Raw genomic sequence first — 16491 nt, forward strand, 5'->3', positions numbered from 1 at the left:
TAGCCGATCACCACGTAGGGCAGGATCTTGCCCACCATCACCTCCAGCGGCCGCACCGGGGTGGCGAGCAGGTTTTCCATGGTGCCGCGCTCGCGCTCGCGCGTCATCGCCAGCGAGGTCAGCATCACCATGGTCATGGTGAGGATGGTGCCGATCAGGCCGGGCACGATGTTGTAGCGCGACAGGCCCTCGGGGTTGTAGCGCCGGTGAATCCGCAGCTCGAACGGTGCCGCGCCCTTCTGCAGCGACTGCAGCGGGCCGGTGAGATCGTGACGCAGGGCCAGGTTCGTCATCTCGCCGAGCGCGGCGATCGCGTTGCCCGAGGCCGAGGGATCGGTGGCGTCCACCGAGACCAGCACCGCCGGGCGTTCGCCGCGCACCACATCGCGCGAAAAACCGGGCGGAATCACGATCATGAACTGCACCTCGCCCGTGGCGACCAAGGCGTCGGCCTCGGCTTCGCTGGTGCCCTGGTGCACCACCTTGAAATAGCCGGTGTTCTGCAGCGAGGCCACCAGGCTGCGCGCCAGCGGGCCGGCGTCGGCCGCGATCACCGCTGTAGGCAGGCCTTTGGGGTCGGTGTTGATGGCGTAGCCGAACAGGATCAGCTGCATCACCGGCACGCCCACCGCCATGGCGAAGGTGAGCCGGTCGCGCAGCATCTGCTGGAACTCCTTGATGAACACGGCCCAGGTGCGCGCGGGCGAAAACCATTTCATGTGCGCCCCGCCTGGCCGTGGCCGAAGTTGTCCTGCGCCTGGTCGATCAGGCTGATGAACACGTCCTCCAGGTTGGCCCGCGTTTCGCTCAGCACCACGCCACCCTCGCCCTGGAAAGCGCCGAGCGACTGCGCCAGCAGCGCGGCGTCGCGCCCGGCCACGTGCAACGTGGTGCCAAAGGCGACGACGTTCTGCACCCCGGGCAATCCGCGCAAGCGTTCGCTCAAGGCCGGATCGGCAGCGCCTTCGAGCGCCCAGACGCTCAGGCCCGCCGCGTCGACGATCTCGCGCTCGCTGCCACGCGCGAGCACCTTGCCGTAGGCGATGTAGACCAGGTCGTGGCAGCGCGCGGCCTCGTCCATGTAGTGGGTAGACACCAGCACCGTGATGCCCTGCGCGGCCAGCTGGTGGATCTGGTCCCAGAAGTCGCGCCGGGCCTTGGGGTCCACGCCGGCCGTGGGTTCGTCGAGCAGCAGCAGGCGCGGCTGGTGGATCAGGCAAGCGGCCAGCGCCAGGCGCTGTTTCCAGCCGCCCGAGAGCGTGCCGGCGAGCTGGCGCTGGCGGCCCTGCAGGCCCAGCCGCTCCAGCGCCAGGTCCACCGCCGCGCGGCGGGTGGGCAGCTCGAACAAACGGGCCACGAAGTCCAGGTTTTCTCGGATCGAGAGGTCGTCGTAGAGGCCGAACTTCTGCGTCATGTAGCCCACCTGGCGCTTGATGGCGGCGGCCTCGCGGCGGAAGTCCAGCCCCAGGCACTGCCCCTCGCCCGCGTCGGGACGCAGCAGGCCGCAGAGCATGCGGATGGTGGTGGTCTTGCCGCTGCCGTTGGGCCCGAGGAAACCGCAGATGCGGCCCTGGACCACCTGCAGGGTCACGTCGTCCACCACGGCGCGGCCGCCGTAGCGTTTGGTCAGGCCGCGCACGTCGATGGCGAGGGCGTTCACTTCGGCTCCTGGGCCAGCCGGGCCACGTCCAGCGGCTGACCCGGGTGCAGGCGGTTCGCGTCGGCCGGGCGCGGTGCCGCTTCCACCAGAAACACCAGCCGGGCGCGCTGGGCGTTGGAGTAGATCACCGGCGGCGTGAATTCCGGGCCGCTGGCGATGCGGATGATGCGCGCCGGAATCGGCTCGCCGCAACCGTCGCAGCGCAGGCCCACCCACTGGCCGGTGGCGAGCGCGCCGACCTCGGTCTCGGGCACGTAGAACCGGGCTTTCACGCCGCCCGGCGGCAGCAGCGACAGCACCGGCTGCCCCGGCGCCACGTATTCGCCGACCCGGAAAAACACCTCGGCCACCAGGGCGTCAGCGGGCGCGGGCTGCTGCTTCTGCGCCAGCCGCCAGTCGCTCTGGCGCAGCGCCTGGCGCGTGGCTTCGGCCTGGGCCTGGGCGGCATCGCGCTCGTCGCTGCGCGCCGGCAGGGTCGCCACGCGCAGGGCGGCCTGCAGTTCGGCGACGCGGGCGCTCGCCTGGTCGAGCGCGGCCTTGGCCGCGTCCAGACTGGCCTGCGACACAAAACCCTGGGCCACCAGATTCTGCTGGCGCGCCCAGGCAGTCTGCGCCAAGACAGCCTGGGCCCGGGCCTGTGCCAGCTGGGCGCGGGTGACCGCCACCTCGTCGCTGCGCCGGCCCTTGGTGGTGTTGGCGGCCTGCGCCAGGGTGCCAGCCAGGCGCGCCTGGGCTTCGGCCTGCGCCGCCTGCTCGGCCTGGGCGTCCAGCGCGAACAGCGCATCGCCATGGCGGACCCGGTCGCCCGCCCGCACGGTCAGCCTGTCGAGCCGCCCACCCACCGGAGACGATACGTGCACATAGTCGCCCTCGACATACCCCGACCAGCCCGTGGGCGGCGCTTCACCGCAGGCCAGCAGGCCAGCAACCACGGCCAGCACCGCGGCCAGACGAAGCCCGCGCCCTCCGCCGGGCGGTGCGTCGTGCGCAACCTCCCCCAGGGCAACGGCGCGTTCGTGCTCGAACACAGAGACCGCCGGGATGTCGCGGCGGATGCGGCGGGTGAACACGCTGTCGGTCATGGCTGATCGTCCGGTGGGGCCAGGCGGGGGTGGCATGGTGCTGGCCGGGTTCATTCTGCCTTGAACTTTTCGCGGTGGACCGCATCATTCCATCCGATGAAACGTCTACTGATCCTCCTGTTTGTGTCGATCGCTGTGCTCACCGGCTGCGCCACGCTCGACCAGCGGCAGCGGGCTTGGATCTTCCAGCCGTCCGACCGCAGCTGGGCGCGCGGCACCGAAGCCGCCGAGGGCATGGACGATGTCTGGATCAACTTCCCGTCAAAGGAAACCGGGCGGCCGGTGAAGCTGCATGGACTGTGGCTGGCGCATGACAACTTCAGCACCCGGCCGGACGCGCCCGTGCTGCTCTACCTGCACGGTGCGCGCTTCAACGTCACTGGCTCGGCCTTCCGGGCGCGCCGCATGCAAGAACTGGGGTTTTCGGTGCTCGCCATTGACTACCGTGGCTTCGGCAAGAGCTCGCCGGAGCTGCCCTCGGAAACCATGGCCTACGAAGACGCCCGCGCCGCTTGGGACTGGCTGGGCCAGCAGTACCCCGGCCGGCCGCGCTACATCTTCGGCCACTCGCTGGGGGGAGCCATCGCCATCGAACTCGCCGCCCAGGTGCCCGACGAAGCGGGCACGCTGGTCGAAGGCAGTTTCACCTCGATCCCGGACGTGGTCAGCTCCTTCAAGTGGGGCTGGCTGCCGGTGGGGCCGTTGATCACCCAGCGCTTCGACGCGATGAAGCGCGTGCCCGCCATCGGCTCGCCACTGCTGGTGGTGCACGGCGGAGAAGACCGTTTGATCCGGCCCGAACTGGGGCGCCGCCTGTTTGAGGCCGCCACCGGGCGCAAGGCCTTCGTGCTGGTGGAGGGTGGCTCGCACCACAACACCAACTCGGTGGGCCAGCCGCAGTACCGGGTGGCGCTGGCCGAGCTGTTCGGGTTGAACTGAATCACCCCCGCGCCGCCTTCGGCGTCACCCCCTGAGGGGGCAACGCGGTGCGGCCCGGCAAAGCCGGTTCCGCCGCGTCCTGGACGCATGCACGTCGCGCAGGTCGCACATGGGGCCATCTGCTACCCTCAGTCGGATGTCCGCCTCCCCCGCCACCGCTGCCGTGCCCCGAGCCATGTCGCCCGGCCTGATCGTGCTCGTGCTCTCCCTGCTGCTCGGTCTGCAGCCGGTCACCACCGACCTCTACCTGCCCGCCCTGCCGGCCATCACGCAGGGCTTCGGCGCCACCATGCCGCAGGCCCAGCTGACTCTGACCGCGCTCTTGCTGGCCTTCGGCATGTCGCAGATGGTCTGGGGCCCGCTGTCCGACCGCTTTGGCCGCCGGCCGGTGCTGCTGGGCGGCACGCTGCTGTATGTGCTCGCGTCGGTGGGCAGCACCTTCGCCGCCACCATGGACCAGCTCATCGTCTGGCGCACCCTGCAGGGCGTGGCCATGGGCGCGGGCGTGATGTGCGCCCGTGCCGTGGTGCGCGACCTGTACGCCCCCACCGAAGGCGCGCGCATCATGTCCAAGGGACTGACCGGGCTGGGCGTGATCGCCTGCGCCAGCGCGCCGGTGGGCGGCCTGCTGGCCGAGCTGCTGGGCTGGCGCATGGCGCTGATGGCGCTCGCGGTGTTTGGCGCCGTCACCCTGGCCGTGCTGGTCTGGCGCTTCGAAGAGACCCTGGTCCAGAAGAACCCGCGCGCGCTGCAGCCGCTCACACTGCTGCGCACCTGGGGGCAGATCGTGCGCCACCCCACCTTCTGGGCCTTCACCCTGCTCTCGGCCACGTCCTACGGCGGCCTGTTCACCTTCCTCGCAGCCTCGTCTTTCGTGTTCACCGGCGTGCTCGGCCTCTCGAAAACCGCCTACGGCCTGGCCATGTTCTCGATGTCCCTGTCCTACATCGTCGGCACCTTCGCCTGCCGCCGCCTGCTGCCCCGGCTGGGTGTGCGCAAGACGGTAGCACTCGCGGGCGCCTGCACACTCACCGCCGGCACCACGATGGGCGTGCTGGCGCTGTTCGGCGTGCAGAGCGTGGCCGCCATCATGGGGCCGGTCTACCTGTTCATGGTCGGCCACGGCGTGCACCAGCCCTGTGGCCAGAGCGGCGCCGTCGGCCCGTTCCCGCAAGCGGCCGGCGCGGCCTCGGCAGTCAGCGGTTTCCTGATGATGGTGTCGGCCTTTTTCATGGGCGGCTGGCTCGGCAAGAGCCTGGCCGCCAGCCCGGACAGCGTGCAACCGCTGACCAACGGCATGTGGTTCTGGAGCGCGCTGATCGCACTGACCGCGTGGACGCTGGTGCAGCGCTTTGGGGAGGTGAAGTCAGCTCCCGAGCGCGTCACCTCTGAAGCCACCACATGACGATGAGTGAAGTGCCTGATCCAGAAGCATCGCGGAACCGCCCTTCGACAAGCTCAGGACGCGCCGCAGATGCAGCCCCCTTGAGGGGATCGCGCGAAGCGCGGCGGGGGTGCATCGCCATCGCTGGCCCCACGGCCAGCGGCAAGAGCGCGGCGGCGCTGGCCATCGCCGAGCGCTGGCCGGTCGAGATCATCAGCGTCGATTCGGCGCTGGTCTACCGGGGCATGGACATCGGCACCGCCAAGCCCACGCCCGACGAACTGGCCCGGGTGCCGCACCACCTGATCAACATCACCAACCCGCTGCAGGCCTACAGCGCCGCCGAGTTCGTGCGCGATGCCACCCGGCTCATCGGCGAGATCAGCGCCCGGGGCCGCACGCCGCTGCTCGTGGGCGGCACCATGCTGTATTTCAAGGCGCTGATGCAGGGCATGGATGACATGCCACGCGCCGACGCCGCCGTGCGCGAGGCGCTGGAGGCCCGCGCACAAGCGATGGGCTGGCCCGCGATGCACGCCGAACTCGCCCGCGTGGACCCCACCACCGCCGCGCGCCTATCGCCCAACGACAGCCAGCGCATCCAGCGCGCGCTGGAGGTGTTCGAGGTCTCGGGCCGGCCCATCTCCGCGTTCCAGACCGGCGGGCGCACGGCACACAACCCGGTGCCGCCCGGCGCCTTCCTGAGCCTGGAGCCGACCGACCGCGCCTGGCTGCACGCGAGGATTGCTCAGCGTTTCGACGCCATGCTCGATGCGGGTTTCCTGGACGAGGTGCGGGCGCTGCGCGCGCGAGGTGACCTGCAACCCGATCTGCCGTCCATGCGCTGCGTGGGCTACCGCCAGGCCTGGGAGGCGCTCGACGCCGCGGGCGGCGCGCCCCTCACGTCGGTCCAGCTCGCCGAACTGCGCGACCGCGGCATCTTCGCCACCCGCCAGCTCGCCAAACGCCAACTCACCTGGCTGCGCTCGATGCCCGAGCGTCAGGTGATCGCCTGCGACGAACCCGTCGCGCTGCCGCAGGTGGCCGCCGCCGTGCAAGCGCTGCTGGGCCCAGCTGAGCGATGATGGCCCCATGCTGCAACGCCTACTCAATCTGCTGCCACCCGCCCTGCGCTGCCACTGTGCGCTGGGCCATGCGTTGTGGCTGGTGATGCTGATCGCGGCGTTCCTGATCTGGGGACACGGCGCATGAGCCTGGTCATTCACAAGCTGTGCAAACGCTACGGCGACACCGCCGTTTTCTCGAATGTCAGTCTGCAGGCGGCACCCGGCGAGTTCATCGCCATCGTCGGTGAATCGGGCGTGGGCAAGTCCAGCCTGCTCAACTGCATGGCCGCGCTCGACGACTGGAGCGAGGGCTCGATCACCCACGACGGCGTGGACCTTGGGTCCCTGGGCGAGGTGCAGCGCGCGCACTGGCGGCGCGAGAAGCTGGGCTTCGTGTTCCAGGCCTTTCATGTGCTGCCGCACCTGGACGTGGCGCAGAACGTCGGCCTGCCCCTGCTGCTGTTGCATCGGCCCGATCCGGCGCGCGTGGCGCAGATGCTCGAAGCGGTCGGTCTGGGCGGTCTGGGCGAGCGTCTGCCGGCCCAGCTGTCGGGCGGTCAGCTGCAGCGCGTGGCCATCGCCCGCGCGCTGGTGCACCGCCCCCGCCTGCTGCTCGCCGACGAACCCACGGGCAACCTCGACCCCTCCACCGCGCGCCAGGTGATGGACGTGCTGGAACGGCAGGCCCGCGACAGCGGCGCGGCGCTGATCCTGGTGACGCATTCGGACGCCGCGGCGTCGCGGGCGCAACGGGTGCTGCACCTGACCGCCGAGGGGCTGGCGCCGGCCGGTGGGCCGTCGGGGACCCACCCGCCCTGACGCAGGGTCAGGCCGCCTCGGGCACAAGGCGGATTCCGGGGCGGCGGGCGCCCGATAGAGGCCACACCATGGGCATCTGGATCGAACTGGGCGTGTTCTTGATCGCCCTCGGGTTCGGCGTCCGGCCGCTGCGCGACGTCAAGCGGGCCCAGGCCGAGCACCGTGCGCGCGAAGCCCGCGAGCGCGACCATGCCACCGTGCACAGCCACCCACGCGCTGAGGTACTCAGACTTTCAGGAAAACGTCGCGATCGGGCGCAAAGCAGGCGTGCAGCGGAAGCAGCGCGCCGCCCAGCGCACGCGCGTCCGAGCCGATGCTGCCGAGCTCCAGGCGCGGCAGGCCCTGCAAACCTTCGAGGTTGTAGGCCTTGAGCGCGTCGCCGGTGCGCGCCCAGAGGTCGCGCAGCAGGTCGGACGCCACCACCCCGTCGATCACCACCGCCTCGACATCGAGGAAGGCCGTGCCGGCCACGATGCAGTGCGCCAGCGCCAGCGCGGCGCGGTCGATCCACTCGCGGGTGTGGGGCAGCCAGGGCGCCTGCATGGCCCGGGCGTCGTAGGCGGCCATGGGGTCGAGCGCGTGCTCACGGAACCGCTGCTCCAGGTCCCACAACGAGGCCTGGCTGATCAGCTGCGGCGGCAGCTCCTTCACGCCCGGCACCGCCACCTGCAACGGCAGCGAGGCCACCGCGCCGGCGTTGCCGTTGACGCCCCGGTGCAGGTGGGAGTTGATCACCAGCCCGCCGCCGACGAAGGTGTCCATGAAGAGGTAGAGAAAGCTGTGCAGCTCGCGGCCACGGCCCTGCAGCAGTTCGGCCACGCAGGCGGCCGAGGTGTCCTTGGCGTAGCTCACCGGCAGCTCGGTCAGGGCCTGCACCTCGGTGGCCAGGTCGATCTGGCTCCAGTCGTGCGCCTGCGCTTCGGTCAGACCGAGCATGCGGTGCCAGCCACCCAGCTGGAACGGTGCGGCCACGCCCACGCCGACCACGCGGCTGCGCAGCGCACCCAGGCCATCGAGCAGGCGGTTGAGGTTGGCTTCGATGGCGGGCAACAAGGTGGCCGCATCGGGGAACGGGTAGTCGAGCACGATGCGCTGGCGCACGTGGCCCAGAAAATCGACCAGCAACCAGTCGGCGCTGCGGCGCCCGATCTTGATGCCCACGGCGAATGCACCGTCGGGGTTCAGGCCGATGGGCACCGAGGGCTGGCCCACGCGGCCGCGCACCGGCGCTTCGCGGGTGAGCAACTGGTCTTCGTCGAGCCGGGCCGTGATCAGGCCGATGGTCTGGGCCGTGAGGCCGGTGAGCCGGGCCAGCTCTGCTTTGGGCAGGCTGCCGTGCACGCGCAGCGCCTGCAGCACCACGCGGTCGTTGAACTGGCGCATGCCCACCTGGTTGGAGCCGCGCTGGCGCAGGCGCGGGGCTTCCACGCTGTCAACGGTCGTCTCAGGCGGCGAGGTCTCGGTGGGGTCGGTGAGGTGGGTGTCGGTCACAGCCAGCGAGTGTGACACGCTCAGGCCCGCAGGGGCTGACCCAGCACGCCTTTGCGCAGGATGAAGTTGCCCCAGGGTTCGAGCTCGCCGGTGACCACGATGGCGTAGGACTTCTTCACGCGCTCGTAGAACGCAAAGCGCTCCACGGCCTCCACCCGCTCGGGTGGCAGGCCCGCGCCCGCCAGCAGGTCCACGGCTTCGCGCTGCAGCGCCGAGCGGTAGCCTTCCGGCGTGTCGCTCACGTGCATGTAGGCAACCGGATGGCTCACGTCTTCGGCCAGCGGCAGCACGCTGACCACCGCCTGCAGCGTGCGCAGCATGCCCACGCCGGGCAGGCGGAGCACCGGCTTGCCGGCGCCCAGGCTCATGGCGGTGAAGTTGGCGTCGGCCAGCACCACCGCGTCGTCGTGGCCCATTTCGGCGAGCAGCTTGAGCATGTCGGGACTGAGCAGGGGATCAATGCCTTTGAGCATGGTCGGTCCGTGTTCAGGCCAGCACTTCGGGCGGCAGCTGGTCGACGGTCATGGCACCCGTCATCACCGCCACCGTGTCGCTCATGCTGATCTTCTTCGGGTTCACCACCGCGGCCCGCTTGCCCAGGCGGGCGATGTGGATGCGGTCGGCGATCTCGAAGACGTGCGGCATGTTGTGCGAAATCAGGATCACGGGCAGGCCCTTGTCGCGCACGCGGCGGATCAGCTCCAGCACCATGTTGCCTTCCTTCACACCCAGCGCGGCGGTCGGCTCGTCCATGATCACCACGTGCTGAGCAAACGCTGCGGCGCGGGCCACGGCCACGCATTGGCGCTGCCCGCCTGACAGTGTCTCCACCGCCTGCGTCATGGAGCGGATGCCGACCTTGAGGTCGTTCATGCGCGAGATGCTCTCTTCCAGCATCTTCTTCTTGTCGATCATCTGCAGCACGCTGCCCAGGAAACCGGGGCGGCGGATCTCGCGGCCGAGGAACAGGTTCTCGGCGATCGTCATGGCCGGGGCCACGGCGAGGTCCTGGTACACGGTTTCGATGCCGGCGCGGCGCGCATCGATGGGGCTCTTGAACTGGATCTTCTGACCGTCCAGGAAGATCTCGCCTTCATCGGGGATGGTGGCGCCCGAGAGGCACTTGATCAGGCTGGATTTGCCGGCGCCGTTGTCACCGATCACGGCCAGGATTTCACCGGCACGCAGTTCGAAGTCGGCACCGTCGAGGGCCGTGACCTGGCCGTAGCGCTTGGTCAGGCCGGTGGCCTTCATGACCAGGGGGGCGTTGGTATCGATGGTCATTTCAACGCACTCCTTTGCGGGACATCTGGTCGGTCAGGACCGCCAAAATAACGAGAACACCGGTCACCAGGATCTGGTACACGGAAGACACACCCATGAGCGTCAGGCCGTTGCGGAACACGCCCACGATCAGCGCACCCACCAGGGTGCCGAGGATGATGCCGCGGCCACCGAACAGGCTGGTGCCGCCCAGCACCACGGCGGTGATGGCGTCGAGGTTTTCGGTCTGCCCGGCGTTGGGGTCACCGGCGCCGATGCGGGCCACGCTCAGCAGCGAGGCCAGGCCGTAGAACATGCCGGCGAGCACGTACACGCCCAGCAGCACCTTGTCGGTCGAGATACCGGTGAGGCGCGTGGCCTCGGGGCTGTTGCCCACGGCGTAGATGTGGCGACCCGGCGCGGTTTCGCGCAGGAACAGCCAGGTGATGAGGTACAGCACCAGCATCAACACCACACCGTAGAGGATGTTGGTCTGCCCGATGCGGAACGAATTGCCCAGCCAGGTCATGCCTTCGGACACGTCGGTGACCGTCTGCGAGCCCGAGTACAGCTGGGTGATGGCGAACGCGATGTTCAGCGTGCCCAGCGTGACGATGAAGGGCGGCAGCTTGGCCTTGGTGACCAGCAGGCCGTTGACCAGGCCGAACAGCGTGGTGGCGGCGATGCCCAGCGCGATGGCGACCGGCGCGGAAAGGCCGAAGTCGGCGCCCATCTTGGTCATGACGATGGAGCCCAGCGCCATGATCATGCCGCACGACAGATCGATGCCGGCGGTCAGGATGATCAGCGTCTGGCCGATGGCGATGGTGCCCACCACCATCACCTGCTGCAGGATCAGCGAGAAGTTCTGCAGCGAGAGAAAGCGGTCGCTCTGCGACGCAAAAAACAGGCAGGCACCGAGCAGGGCAATGAAAGGCCCGAGGGTGCCCATGGGCGGAAGTTTGGCTTTGATGGCGTTCATGGCGGTGGCCCGTCCAATCAGAGGAAAAGAGGTTGCATCACACCCCGCTCCGGCGGGGGTGGTGCTCATGAAAAGCCCGTCTGACGCAGGCTATCGAAGTCAAAGGAATCGCAAGGCGCCAAGCGAAGCGAGGCGTGACCCCACCCAGGGGCAGCAAGGGTCCGGCTCCGCCGGCCCAAGCTGCCGTCCCCCCTCCAAGCCGAAGGCGCCAGAGAGGGGGGAAGCCGCGCAGCGGCGCAGGGGGGAGTTACTTATTACCCCAGCACAGGTCCGTGCCGGTCTTCACGTCTTTGCTGTCCACGCCCTTGACGGACTTGGCAGCGATCAGGGTCACGCCGGTGTCGACGTAGCCACTGACCTTCTTGCCGGTCTTGGCGTATTCCACGCCCGCGGCCACGCCCATGGAGGCCATCTTCAGCGGGTACTGCTGCGAGGTCGCGGTGATCACGCCGGCGCCCACGTCCTTGATGCCGGCGCAGCCGCCGTCCACCGAGACGATGACGACGTCTTTCTCCTTGCCGGCGGCCTTCAGTGCCTTGTAGGCACCGGCGGCAGCGGGTTCGTTGATCGTGTACACCAGGTTGATGCCGGGGTTCTTCTGCAGGCAGTTTTCCATGCCGGTCTGGCCCTTGGCCGCGTCACCGAAGCTGTCGGCCATGCAGGCCACACCGGCCTTGGCGCCGCCCAGGTCGTTGCTCTTGGCGTCGGGGGCGGTCAGGCCAAAACCCTTCAGGAAACCGTTGTGGCGCTGGGCGCCCACCGGGTGGCCGGGGAACAGGTCGAGCGTGGCGATGACCGGCTTCTTGCCGGCCATGGCGACCTTGGCGTACTCGCCGATCAGCACGCCGGCCTTGTAGTTGTCGGTGGCGAACAGGGCGTCCACGGCAGTGGCCGGGTCGGTCGGGCTGTCCAGGGCAATGACCATCACGCCCTGGGCCTGGGCCTTCTTGATGGCGGGGATGATGGCCTTGGCGTCGCTGGGGGTGATCAGGATGGTCTTGGCGCCGGCGGCGATCATGTTCTCCATCGCGGTCACCTGGCCGGCGTTGTCGCCGTCGGTCTTGCCGGCGGCGGCGATCAGCTTGGCACCCAGCTTCTTGGCTTCGGCGTCAGCGCCTTCCTTCATCTTCACGAAGAAGGGGTTGGACTCGGTCTTGGTGATCAGGCCGATCACGGGCTGGGCCTGGGCGGCGGCGGCGCCAACGGCCAGGGTCAGGGCGGTGAACACGAAGGTGGAAGCGATTTTTTTCACAGATGTCTCCTCAGAAGGATGGATGAAGGACCGACGGATGGATGATTCACAGTTCTCTGCAGCCAGCGTCTTCGGGTTTTCACGAGGTTGGCTGCGGAGTGGCTGAACTATAGTTCGAACACCTTTAATAAATCAACTGGATTTAGTTATGGTTTTCCCTAAGACCCACACCCCCGTTCAAGTCGCCACCGCCGGCGAGGCCCTCATCGACATGATCACCGAGGCCGACGACCGCCTGCGCCCCTGCGCCGGCGGCGCCGTCTACAACCTCACCCGGGCGCTCGGGCTGCAGGGCGTGGGCACGCTCTACCTCAACCCGCTCTCGCGCGACCGCTTTGGCCGCCTGATGGCCGAGGCCATCGCCGAGGCCGGCGTGACCCTGGCGCGCCCAACCCCGGTGCACCAGCCCACCTCGCTGGCCCTGGTGAGCCTGGACGCCGAAGGCAAGGCCAGCTACAGCTTCTACCGCGAGGGCGTGGCCGACCGCGACGTCAACGCCGTCGACATGAGCGTGCAGTGCGCGGCGCAACCACAGCTCTCGGTGATCGCCACCGGCTGCCTGGCATTGGTGGCCGAAGACAGCGACAAGTACCTGCCCTGGCTCAAGGCGCAACGCGCCGCCGGCAAGCTCGTGGTGGTGGACGCCAACCTGCGCCCGGCCATCGTGCCCGACATGGCCGCCTACCAGGCCAGCGTGATGGCCGCGCTCGGCGAGGCCCACATCGTCAAGGTGAGCGACGACGACCTCGCCACCCTGGGCTTCACGAACCCCGACCCGCTGGTGGCGGCCCGCGAGCTGCTGGCCCAGACGCCGGCCCGCTGGCTGGCGCTCACGCTGGGTGCCAAAGGCGCGGTGATCCTGGACCGCGATGGCAGCGGCTGGCACGGCGCCGAGTCGGTGCCGGTCACCGTGGCCGACACCGTGGGCGCGGGCGACAGCTTCCTGGCGGGCATGCTGGTCGCGCTGCTGCAGCGCCCGGCGATGCAGGCTGCGCGCACCGCCAGCGAGCTGTCGCTCGACGCGGCCGACGTGCAGCACATCCTCGGCCACGCCATCGCCAGCGCCAGCCTGTGCGTGATGGAAACCGGCTGCGTGCCACCCAGCCTGGCCCAGGCGCAGGCCCGCGTGGCCCACGCGCAACCGGTGTTCCGGTCGCTCTGAGCGACGCAGGCGACCCGGCACGACGGCGCGCACGGAGCTTGCATGCGGGAACCTTCCATTGGAAACCCGCATGTAACTTGATTACAGTATCATCGCGACAAAACCGTAACTAAATTAGATTTATGGCCACTTCCAGCTCCAACCCCACCCCAGCGGCCCCGCTCGATCTGGTGATCTTCGGCGGCGTGGGCGACCTCTCGGTGCGCAAGCTGCTGCCGGCGCTCTACATGGCGCACCTGCACAACAACCTGCCCGAGCAGACCCGCATCCACACCCTGGGCCGCCAGAGCTGGGACCGCGCCGCTTTCCTGAACTTCATCCAGGAAAAGGTGCGCGGCTTCATCGGCGAGAAGGCCTACACCGACGAGGCCTGGGCCACCTTCGTGCGCCGCCTGACCTATGTCTGCGTCGACGCCACCGACGCCGCCAGCTACCCGGGCCTCAAGGCCGAGATGCAGCCCGGCTCCGACCGCGTGTACTACCTCGCCACGGCGCCCAGCCTGTTTGTCGACATCTGCGCGAACCTGTCCGGCGCGGGCCTGATCGACGAACGCGCCCGGGTCGTGCTCGAAAAGCCCCTGGGCCACGACCTGGCCTCGGCGCAGCAGATCAACAACGACGTGGCCCGGTACTTCGAAGAGCACCAGGTCTTCCGCATCGACCACTACCTCGGCAAGGAAACGGTGCAGAACCTGATGGTGCTGCGGTTTGGCAACAGCATCTTCGAACCGCTGTGGCGCAGCCCGCAGATCAAGAGCATCCAGATCACCGTGGCCGAGAGCGTGGGCGTGGGCAGCCGCGCCGGCTTCTACGACGGCACCGGCGCCATGCGCGACATGGTGCAGAACCATTTGCTGCAGCTGCTGTGCATCGTGGCGATGGAGCCACCGGTCTCGCTGGACCCGGACGCCGTGCGCGATGAAAAGCTCAAGGTGCTGCGCTCGCTGCGGCCCATGACGGTGGCCGACGTCGCCAAGGACACGGTGCGTGGCCAGTACAGCGCCGGCGCCTCGGGCGGTGAAGCCGCTGCGGGTTACCTGCAGGAAGAAAACATCCCCGAAGACAGCGGCACCGAAACCTTCGTCGCGCTCAAGGCCCACATCAACAACTGGCGCTGGGCCAACGTGCCGATCTTCCTGCGCACCGGCAAGCGCATGGCGGCGCGCCAGTCCGAAATCGTCATCGAGTTCGCCGAACTGCCCTTCACCATCTTCAACGACTCGGCGCACAAGTCGGTCAACCGCCTGCTGATCCGCCTGCAACCGGAAGAGCACATCCAGCTGCAGATGATGGCCAAGGAACCCGGCAGCGGCATGAAGCTGCGCCCGGTGAGCCTGAACCTGGACCTGGAATCGGCCTTCACCGGCCGCCGCGCCGAGGCCTACGAACGCCTGCTGATCGACGTCATCAAGGGCCGCCTGACGCACTTCATGCGCCGCGACGAACTCGAAGCCGCCTGGGCCTGGGTCGAACCCATCATCGACGGCTGGCAGCAGCTGGGCGAGAAGCCCAAGGCCTACACGGCGGGCAGCTGGGGGCCGGCGGCGTCCTCGGCGCTGATGGCGCGCGAGGGCAGCTCCTGGGTAGAGGAATCCTGATGCAGGTGACCGAACACCCCGGCGCGACCCCCGCCGCCATCGCCGCGCACATCGCCAGAGCCCTGCGCGGCGCCATCGCCGCGCGCGGTCAGGCGAGCCTCGCGGTGTCGGGTGGCAAGTCGCCCATCCCCATGTTCGAGGCGCTGCGCGAACAGGACCTGGACTGGTCCAAGGTGACCGTGGTGCTGGTGGACGAGCGCGTGGTCCCGCGAGACCATGCCGACAGCAACACCGCGCTCGTCGCGCGCCACCTGCTGCAGGGCCGCGCCGCCGCCGCCCGCTTCCTGCCCTTCTTCCGCGAACTCGCGCCCCGGTTCAATGCCGAGGTGCTCGACGCGCTGGTGCTGGACGCTGAGAACCGCATCGCCGCCCTGCCCTGGCCGCTGGACGTGGCCGTGCTCGGCATGGGCGAGGACGCCCACACCGCCTCGCTCTTCCCCGGCGCGCCCGGCTTCGCCCGCGCCATCACCACCGACCAGCGCCTGGCCTGGGTGGTGCCCGACACCGCGCCGCACGCGCGCGTCAGCTTCACCCTCAGCGCCCTGCTCGCCGCGCGCGAGCTGGTGCTCTCCATCGCCGGCGACAGCAAGCTCGCCGTCTACCGCCGCGCCGCCGACAAGGCCGACGAGGCACTTCCGATCTCGCTGGTGATCAACCAGACCCAGACTCCGTTGACTGTCTGGATGAATTGAACAGGAAACCCACCATGACCACGCCTCTGCACCCCGCCATCGAACGCGTCACGAAACGCATCACCGACCGCAGCGCCGACACGCGCGGCGCCTACCTGGCCAGCATGGCCGCGCAGCGCAAGAACGGCACGCAGCGCGGCGGCATGGGCTGCGCCAACATGGCGCACACGACGGCCGCCCTGCCCTCGGCCGACAAGCTGAAGATCCACGCCGAGCGCGCGCCGCACGTGGGCGTGATCACCGCCTACAACGACATGCTCTCGGCCCACCAGCCCTACGAGCACTACCCCGAGCTGATCCGCGACCACGCGCGCGCGCTGGGCGCCACGGCGCAGGTGGCGGGCGGCGTGCCGGCGATGTGTGACGGCGTCACGCAGGGCGCGGCCGGCATGGAGCTCTCGCTCTTCTCGCGCGACGTGATCGCCCTGGCCACCGCCGTGGGGCTGTCGCACAACGTGTTCGACGCCGCGCTCATGCTCGGCATCTGCGACAAGATCGTGCCCGGCCTGTTCATGGGCGCGGTGCAGTTCGGCCACCTGAGCACCGTGTTCGTGCCCGCCGGCCCCATGACCAGCGGCCTCTCCAACGACGCCAAGGCCAAGGTGCGCCAGCAGTACGCGCAGGGCCTGGTGGGCCGCGACGCGCTGCTGGAGAGTGAGTCCCTGGCCTACCACTCGCCGGGCACCTGCACCTTTTACGGCACCGCCAACAGCAACCAGATGCTGATGGAAATCATGGGCCTGCACCTGCCGGGCTCGTCGTTCGTGAACCCCGGCACCGAGCTGCGCGAACTGCTGAGCAAGGCCGCGCTGGAGCGCGCGCTGGCCAACACCGGCAAGACCGGCCAGCCGGCCATCTGCCTGGCCGACATCGTGACCGAAAAGACCATCGTCAACGGCCTCATCGGCTTGCTCGCCACCGGCGGCTCCACCAACCACACCATCCACCTGGTGGCCATGGCGCGCGCGGCCGGCGTGCTGATCGACTGGGACGACTTCGCCGAACTCTCCGCCGTGGTGCCGCTGCTGGCCCGCGTCTACCCCAACGGCAGCGCCGACGTGAACCACTTCCACGCCGCGGGCGGCATGGGCTTCCTCATG

Annotated in this window: 16 protein-coding genes; 8 read left to right on the top strand and 8 right to left on the bottom strand. The window is 69.1% G+C overall.

Features of this window, described 5'->3' with window-relative positions; all coding sequences use genetic code 11:
* The 3 genes from IV088_RS26225 to IV088_RS26235 all read right to left on the bottom strand — a co-directional run.
* A partial coding sequence (locus IV088_RS26225; RefSeq protein ID WP_291108114.1) for an ABC transporter permease occupies positions 1-719 on the bottom strand: 719 nt, incomplete at its 3' end.
* Positions 716-1660, bottom strand: coding sequence for an ABC transporter ATP-binding protein (locus IV088_RS26230; RefSeq protein WP_291108117.1), 945 nt, complete (start codon positions 1658-1660; stop codon positions 716-718). The genes IV088_RS26230 and IV088_RS26225, both read right to left, overlap by 4 nt.
* On the bottom strand, positions 1657-2742 hold the full coding sequence (locus IV088_RS26235) for an HlyD family efflux transporter periplasmic adaptor subunit (protein ID WP_291108120.1): 1086 nt from the start codon (positions 2740-2742) through the stop codon (positions 1657-1659). The genes IV088_RS26230 and IV088_RS26235 overlap by 4 nt, the downstream gene beginning before the upstream one ends.
* A 96-nt stretch (positions 2743-2838) precedes the next feature.
* On the opposite strand from IV088_RS26235, the gene IV088_RS26240 reads away from it, so the two are divergent.
* From IV088_RS26240 to IV088_RS26255, 4 genes are all read left to right on the top strand, one after another.
* The gene (locus tag IV088_RS26240; protein ID WP_291108123.1) at positions 2839-3681 is read left to right on the top strand and encodes an alpha/beta fold hydrolase; all 843 of its coding nucleotides are present in this window, start codon (positions 2839-2841) and stop codon (positions 3679-3681) included.
* A 136-nt stretch (positions 3682-3817) separates the two neighbouring features.
* Entirely contained in the window at positions 3818-5086 is a 1269-nt protein-coding gene (locus IV088_RS26245; protein WP_291108126.1) for a Bcr/CflA family efflux MFS transporter, read from the top strand.
* 80 nt (positions 5087-5166) lie between these two features.
* Entirely contained in the window at positions 5167-6150 is a 984-nt protein-coding gene (gene miaA / locus IV088_RS26250; RefSeq protein WP_291108128.1) for a tRNA (adenosine(37)-N6)-dimethylallyltransferase MiaA, read from the top strand.
* Positions 6151-6273: 123 nt separating this feature from the next.
* Positions 6274-6951, top strand: coding sequence for an ABC transporter ATP-binding protein (locus tag IV088_RS26255; protein WP_291108131.1), 678 nt, complete (start codon positions 6274-6276; stop codon positions 6949-6951).
* A 225-nt stretch (positions 6952-7176) separates the two neighbouring features.
* Here IV088_RS26255 and IV088_RS26260 read toward each other — a convergent pair whose 3' ends face one another.
* The 5 genes from IV088_RS26260 to IV088_RS26280 all read right to left on the bottom strand — a co-directional run bounded on the left by IV088_RS26260 (position 7177) and on the right by IV088_RS26280 (position 11939).
* Complete coding sequence (locus IV088_RS26260) at positions 7177-8334, bottom strand: ROK family transcriptional regulator (protein ID WP_291108156.1); 1158 nt, start codon at positions 8332-8334, stop codon at positions 7177-7179.
* A gap of 128 nt (positions 8335-8462) precedes the next feature.
* The gene (locus tag IV088_RS26265; protein ID WP_291108133.1) at positions 8463-8915 is read right to left on the bottom strand and encodes an RbsD/FucU domain-containing protein; all 453 of its coding nucleotides are present in this window, start codon (positions 8913-8915) and stop codon (positions 8463-8465) included.
* Between the two features lie 13 nt (positions 8916-8928).
* Entirely contained in the window at positions 8929-9726 is a 798-nt protein-coding gene (locus IV088_RS26270; RefSeq protein ID WP_291108136.1) for an ATP-binding cassette domain-containing protein, read from the bottom strand.
* Between the two features lies 1 nt (position 9727).
* The gene (locus IV088_RS26275; RefSeq protein ID WP_291108139.1) at positions 9728-10687 is read right to left on the bottom strand and encodes an ABC transporter permease; all 960 of its coding nucleotides are present in this window, start codon (positions 10685-10687) and stop codon (positions 9728-9730) included.
* A gap of 247 nt (positions 10688-10934) precedes the next feature.
* Entirely contained in the window at positions 10935-11939 is a 1005-nt protein-coding gene (locus IV088_RS26280) for a sugar ABC transporter substrate-binding protein (protein WP_291108142.1), read from the bottom strand.
* A 148-nt stretch (positions 11940-12087) separates the two neighbouring features.
* Between IV088_RS26280 and IV088_RS26285 the strand changes: the two genes are divergently transcribed.
* The 4 genes from IV088_RS26285 to IV088_RS26300 all read left to right on the top strand — a co-directional run.
* Complete coding sequence (locus tag IV088_RS26285) at positions 12088-13101, top strand: PfkB family carbohydrate kinase (protein WP_291108145.1); 1014 nt, start codon at positions 12088-12090, stop codon at positions 13099-13101.
* A gap of 122 nt (positions 13102-13223) precedes the next feature.
* Positions 13224-14699 (top strand): glucose-6-phosphate dehydrogenase, encoded by a 1476-nt coding sequence (zwf, locus tag IV088_RS26290; RefSeq protein ID WP_291108147.1) that lies wholly within the window; start codon positions 13224-13226, stop codon positions 14697-14699.
* Complete coding sequence (gene pgl / locus IV088_RS26295) at positions 14699-15391, top strand: 6-phosphogluconolactonase (protein ID WP_291108150.1); 693 nt, start codon at positions 14699-14701, stop codon at positions 15389-15391. Before zwf ends, pgl begins: the two co-directional genes overlap by 1 nt.
* Positions 15392-15405: 14 nt before the next feature.
* A partial coding sequence (locus IV088_RS26300; RefSeq protein WP_291108153.1) for a dihydroxy-acid dehydratase occupies positions 15406-16491 on the top strand: 1086 nt, incomplete at its 3' end.

The organism is Hydrogenophaga sp., from assembly GCF_018780075.1.
GTDB lineage: Bacteria > Pseudomonadota > Gammaproteobacteria > Burkholderiales > Burkholderiaceae_C > Hydrogenophaga.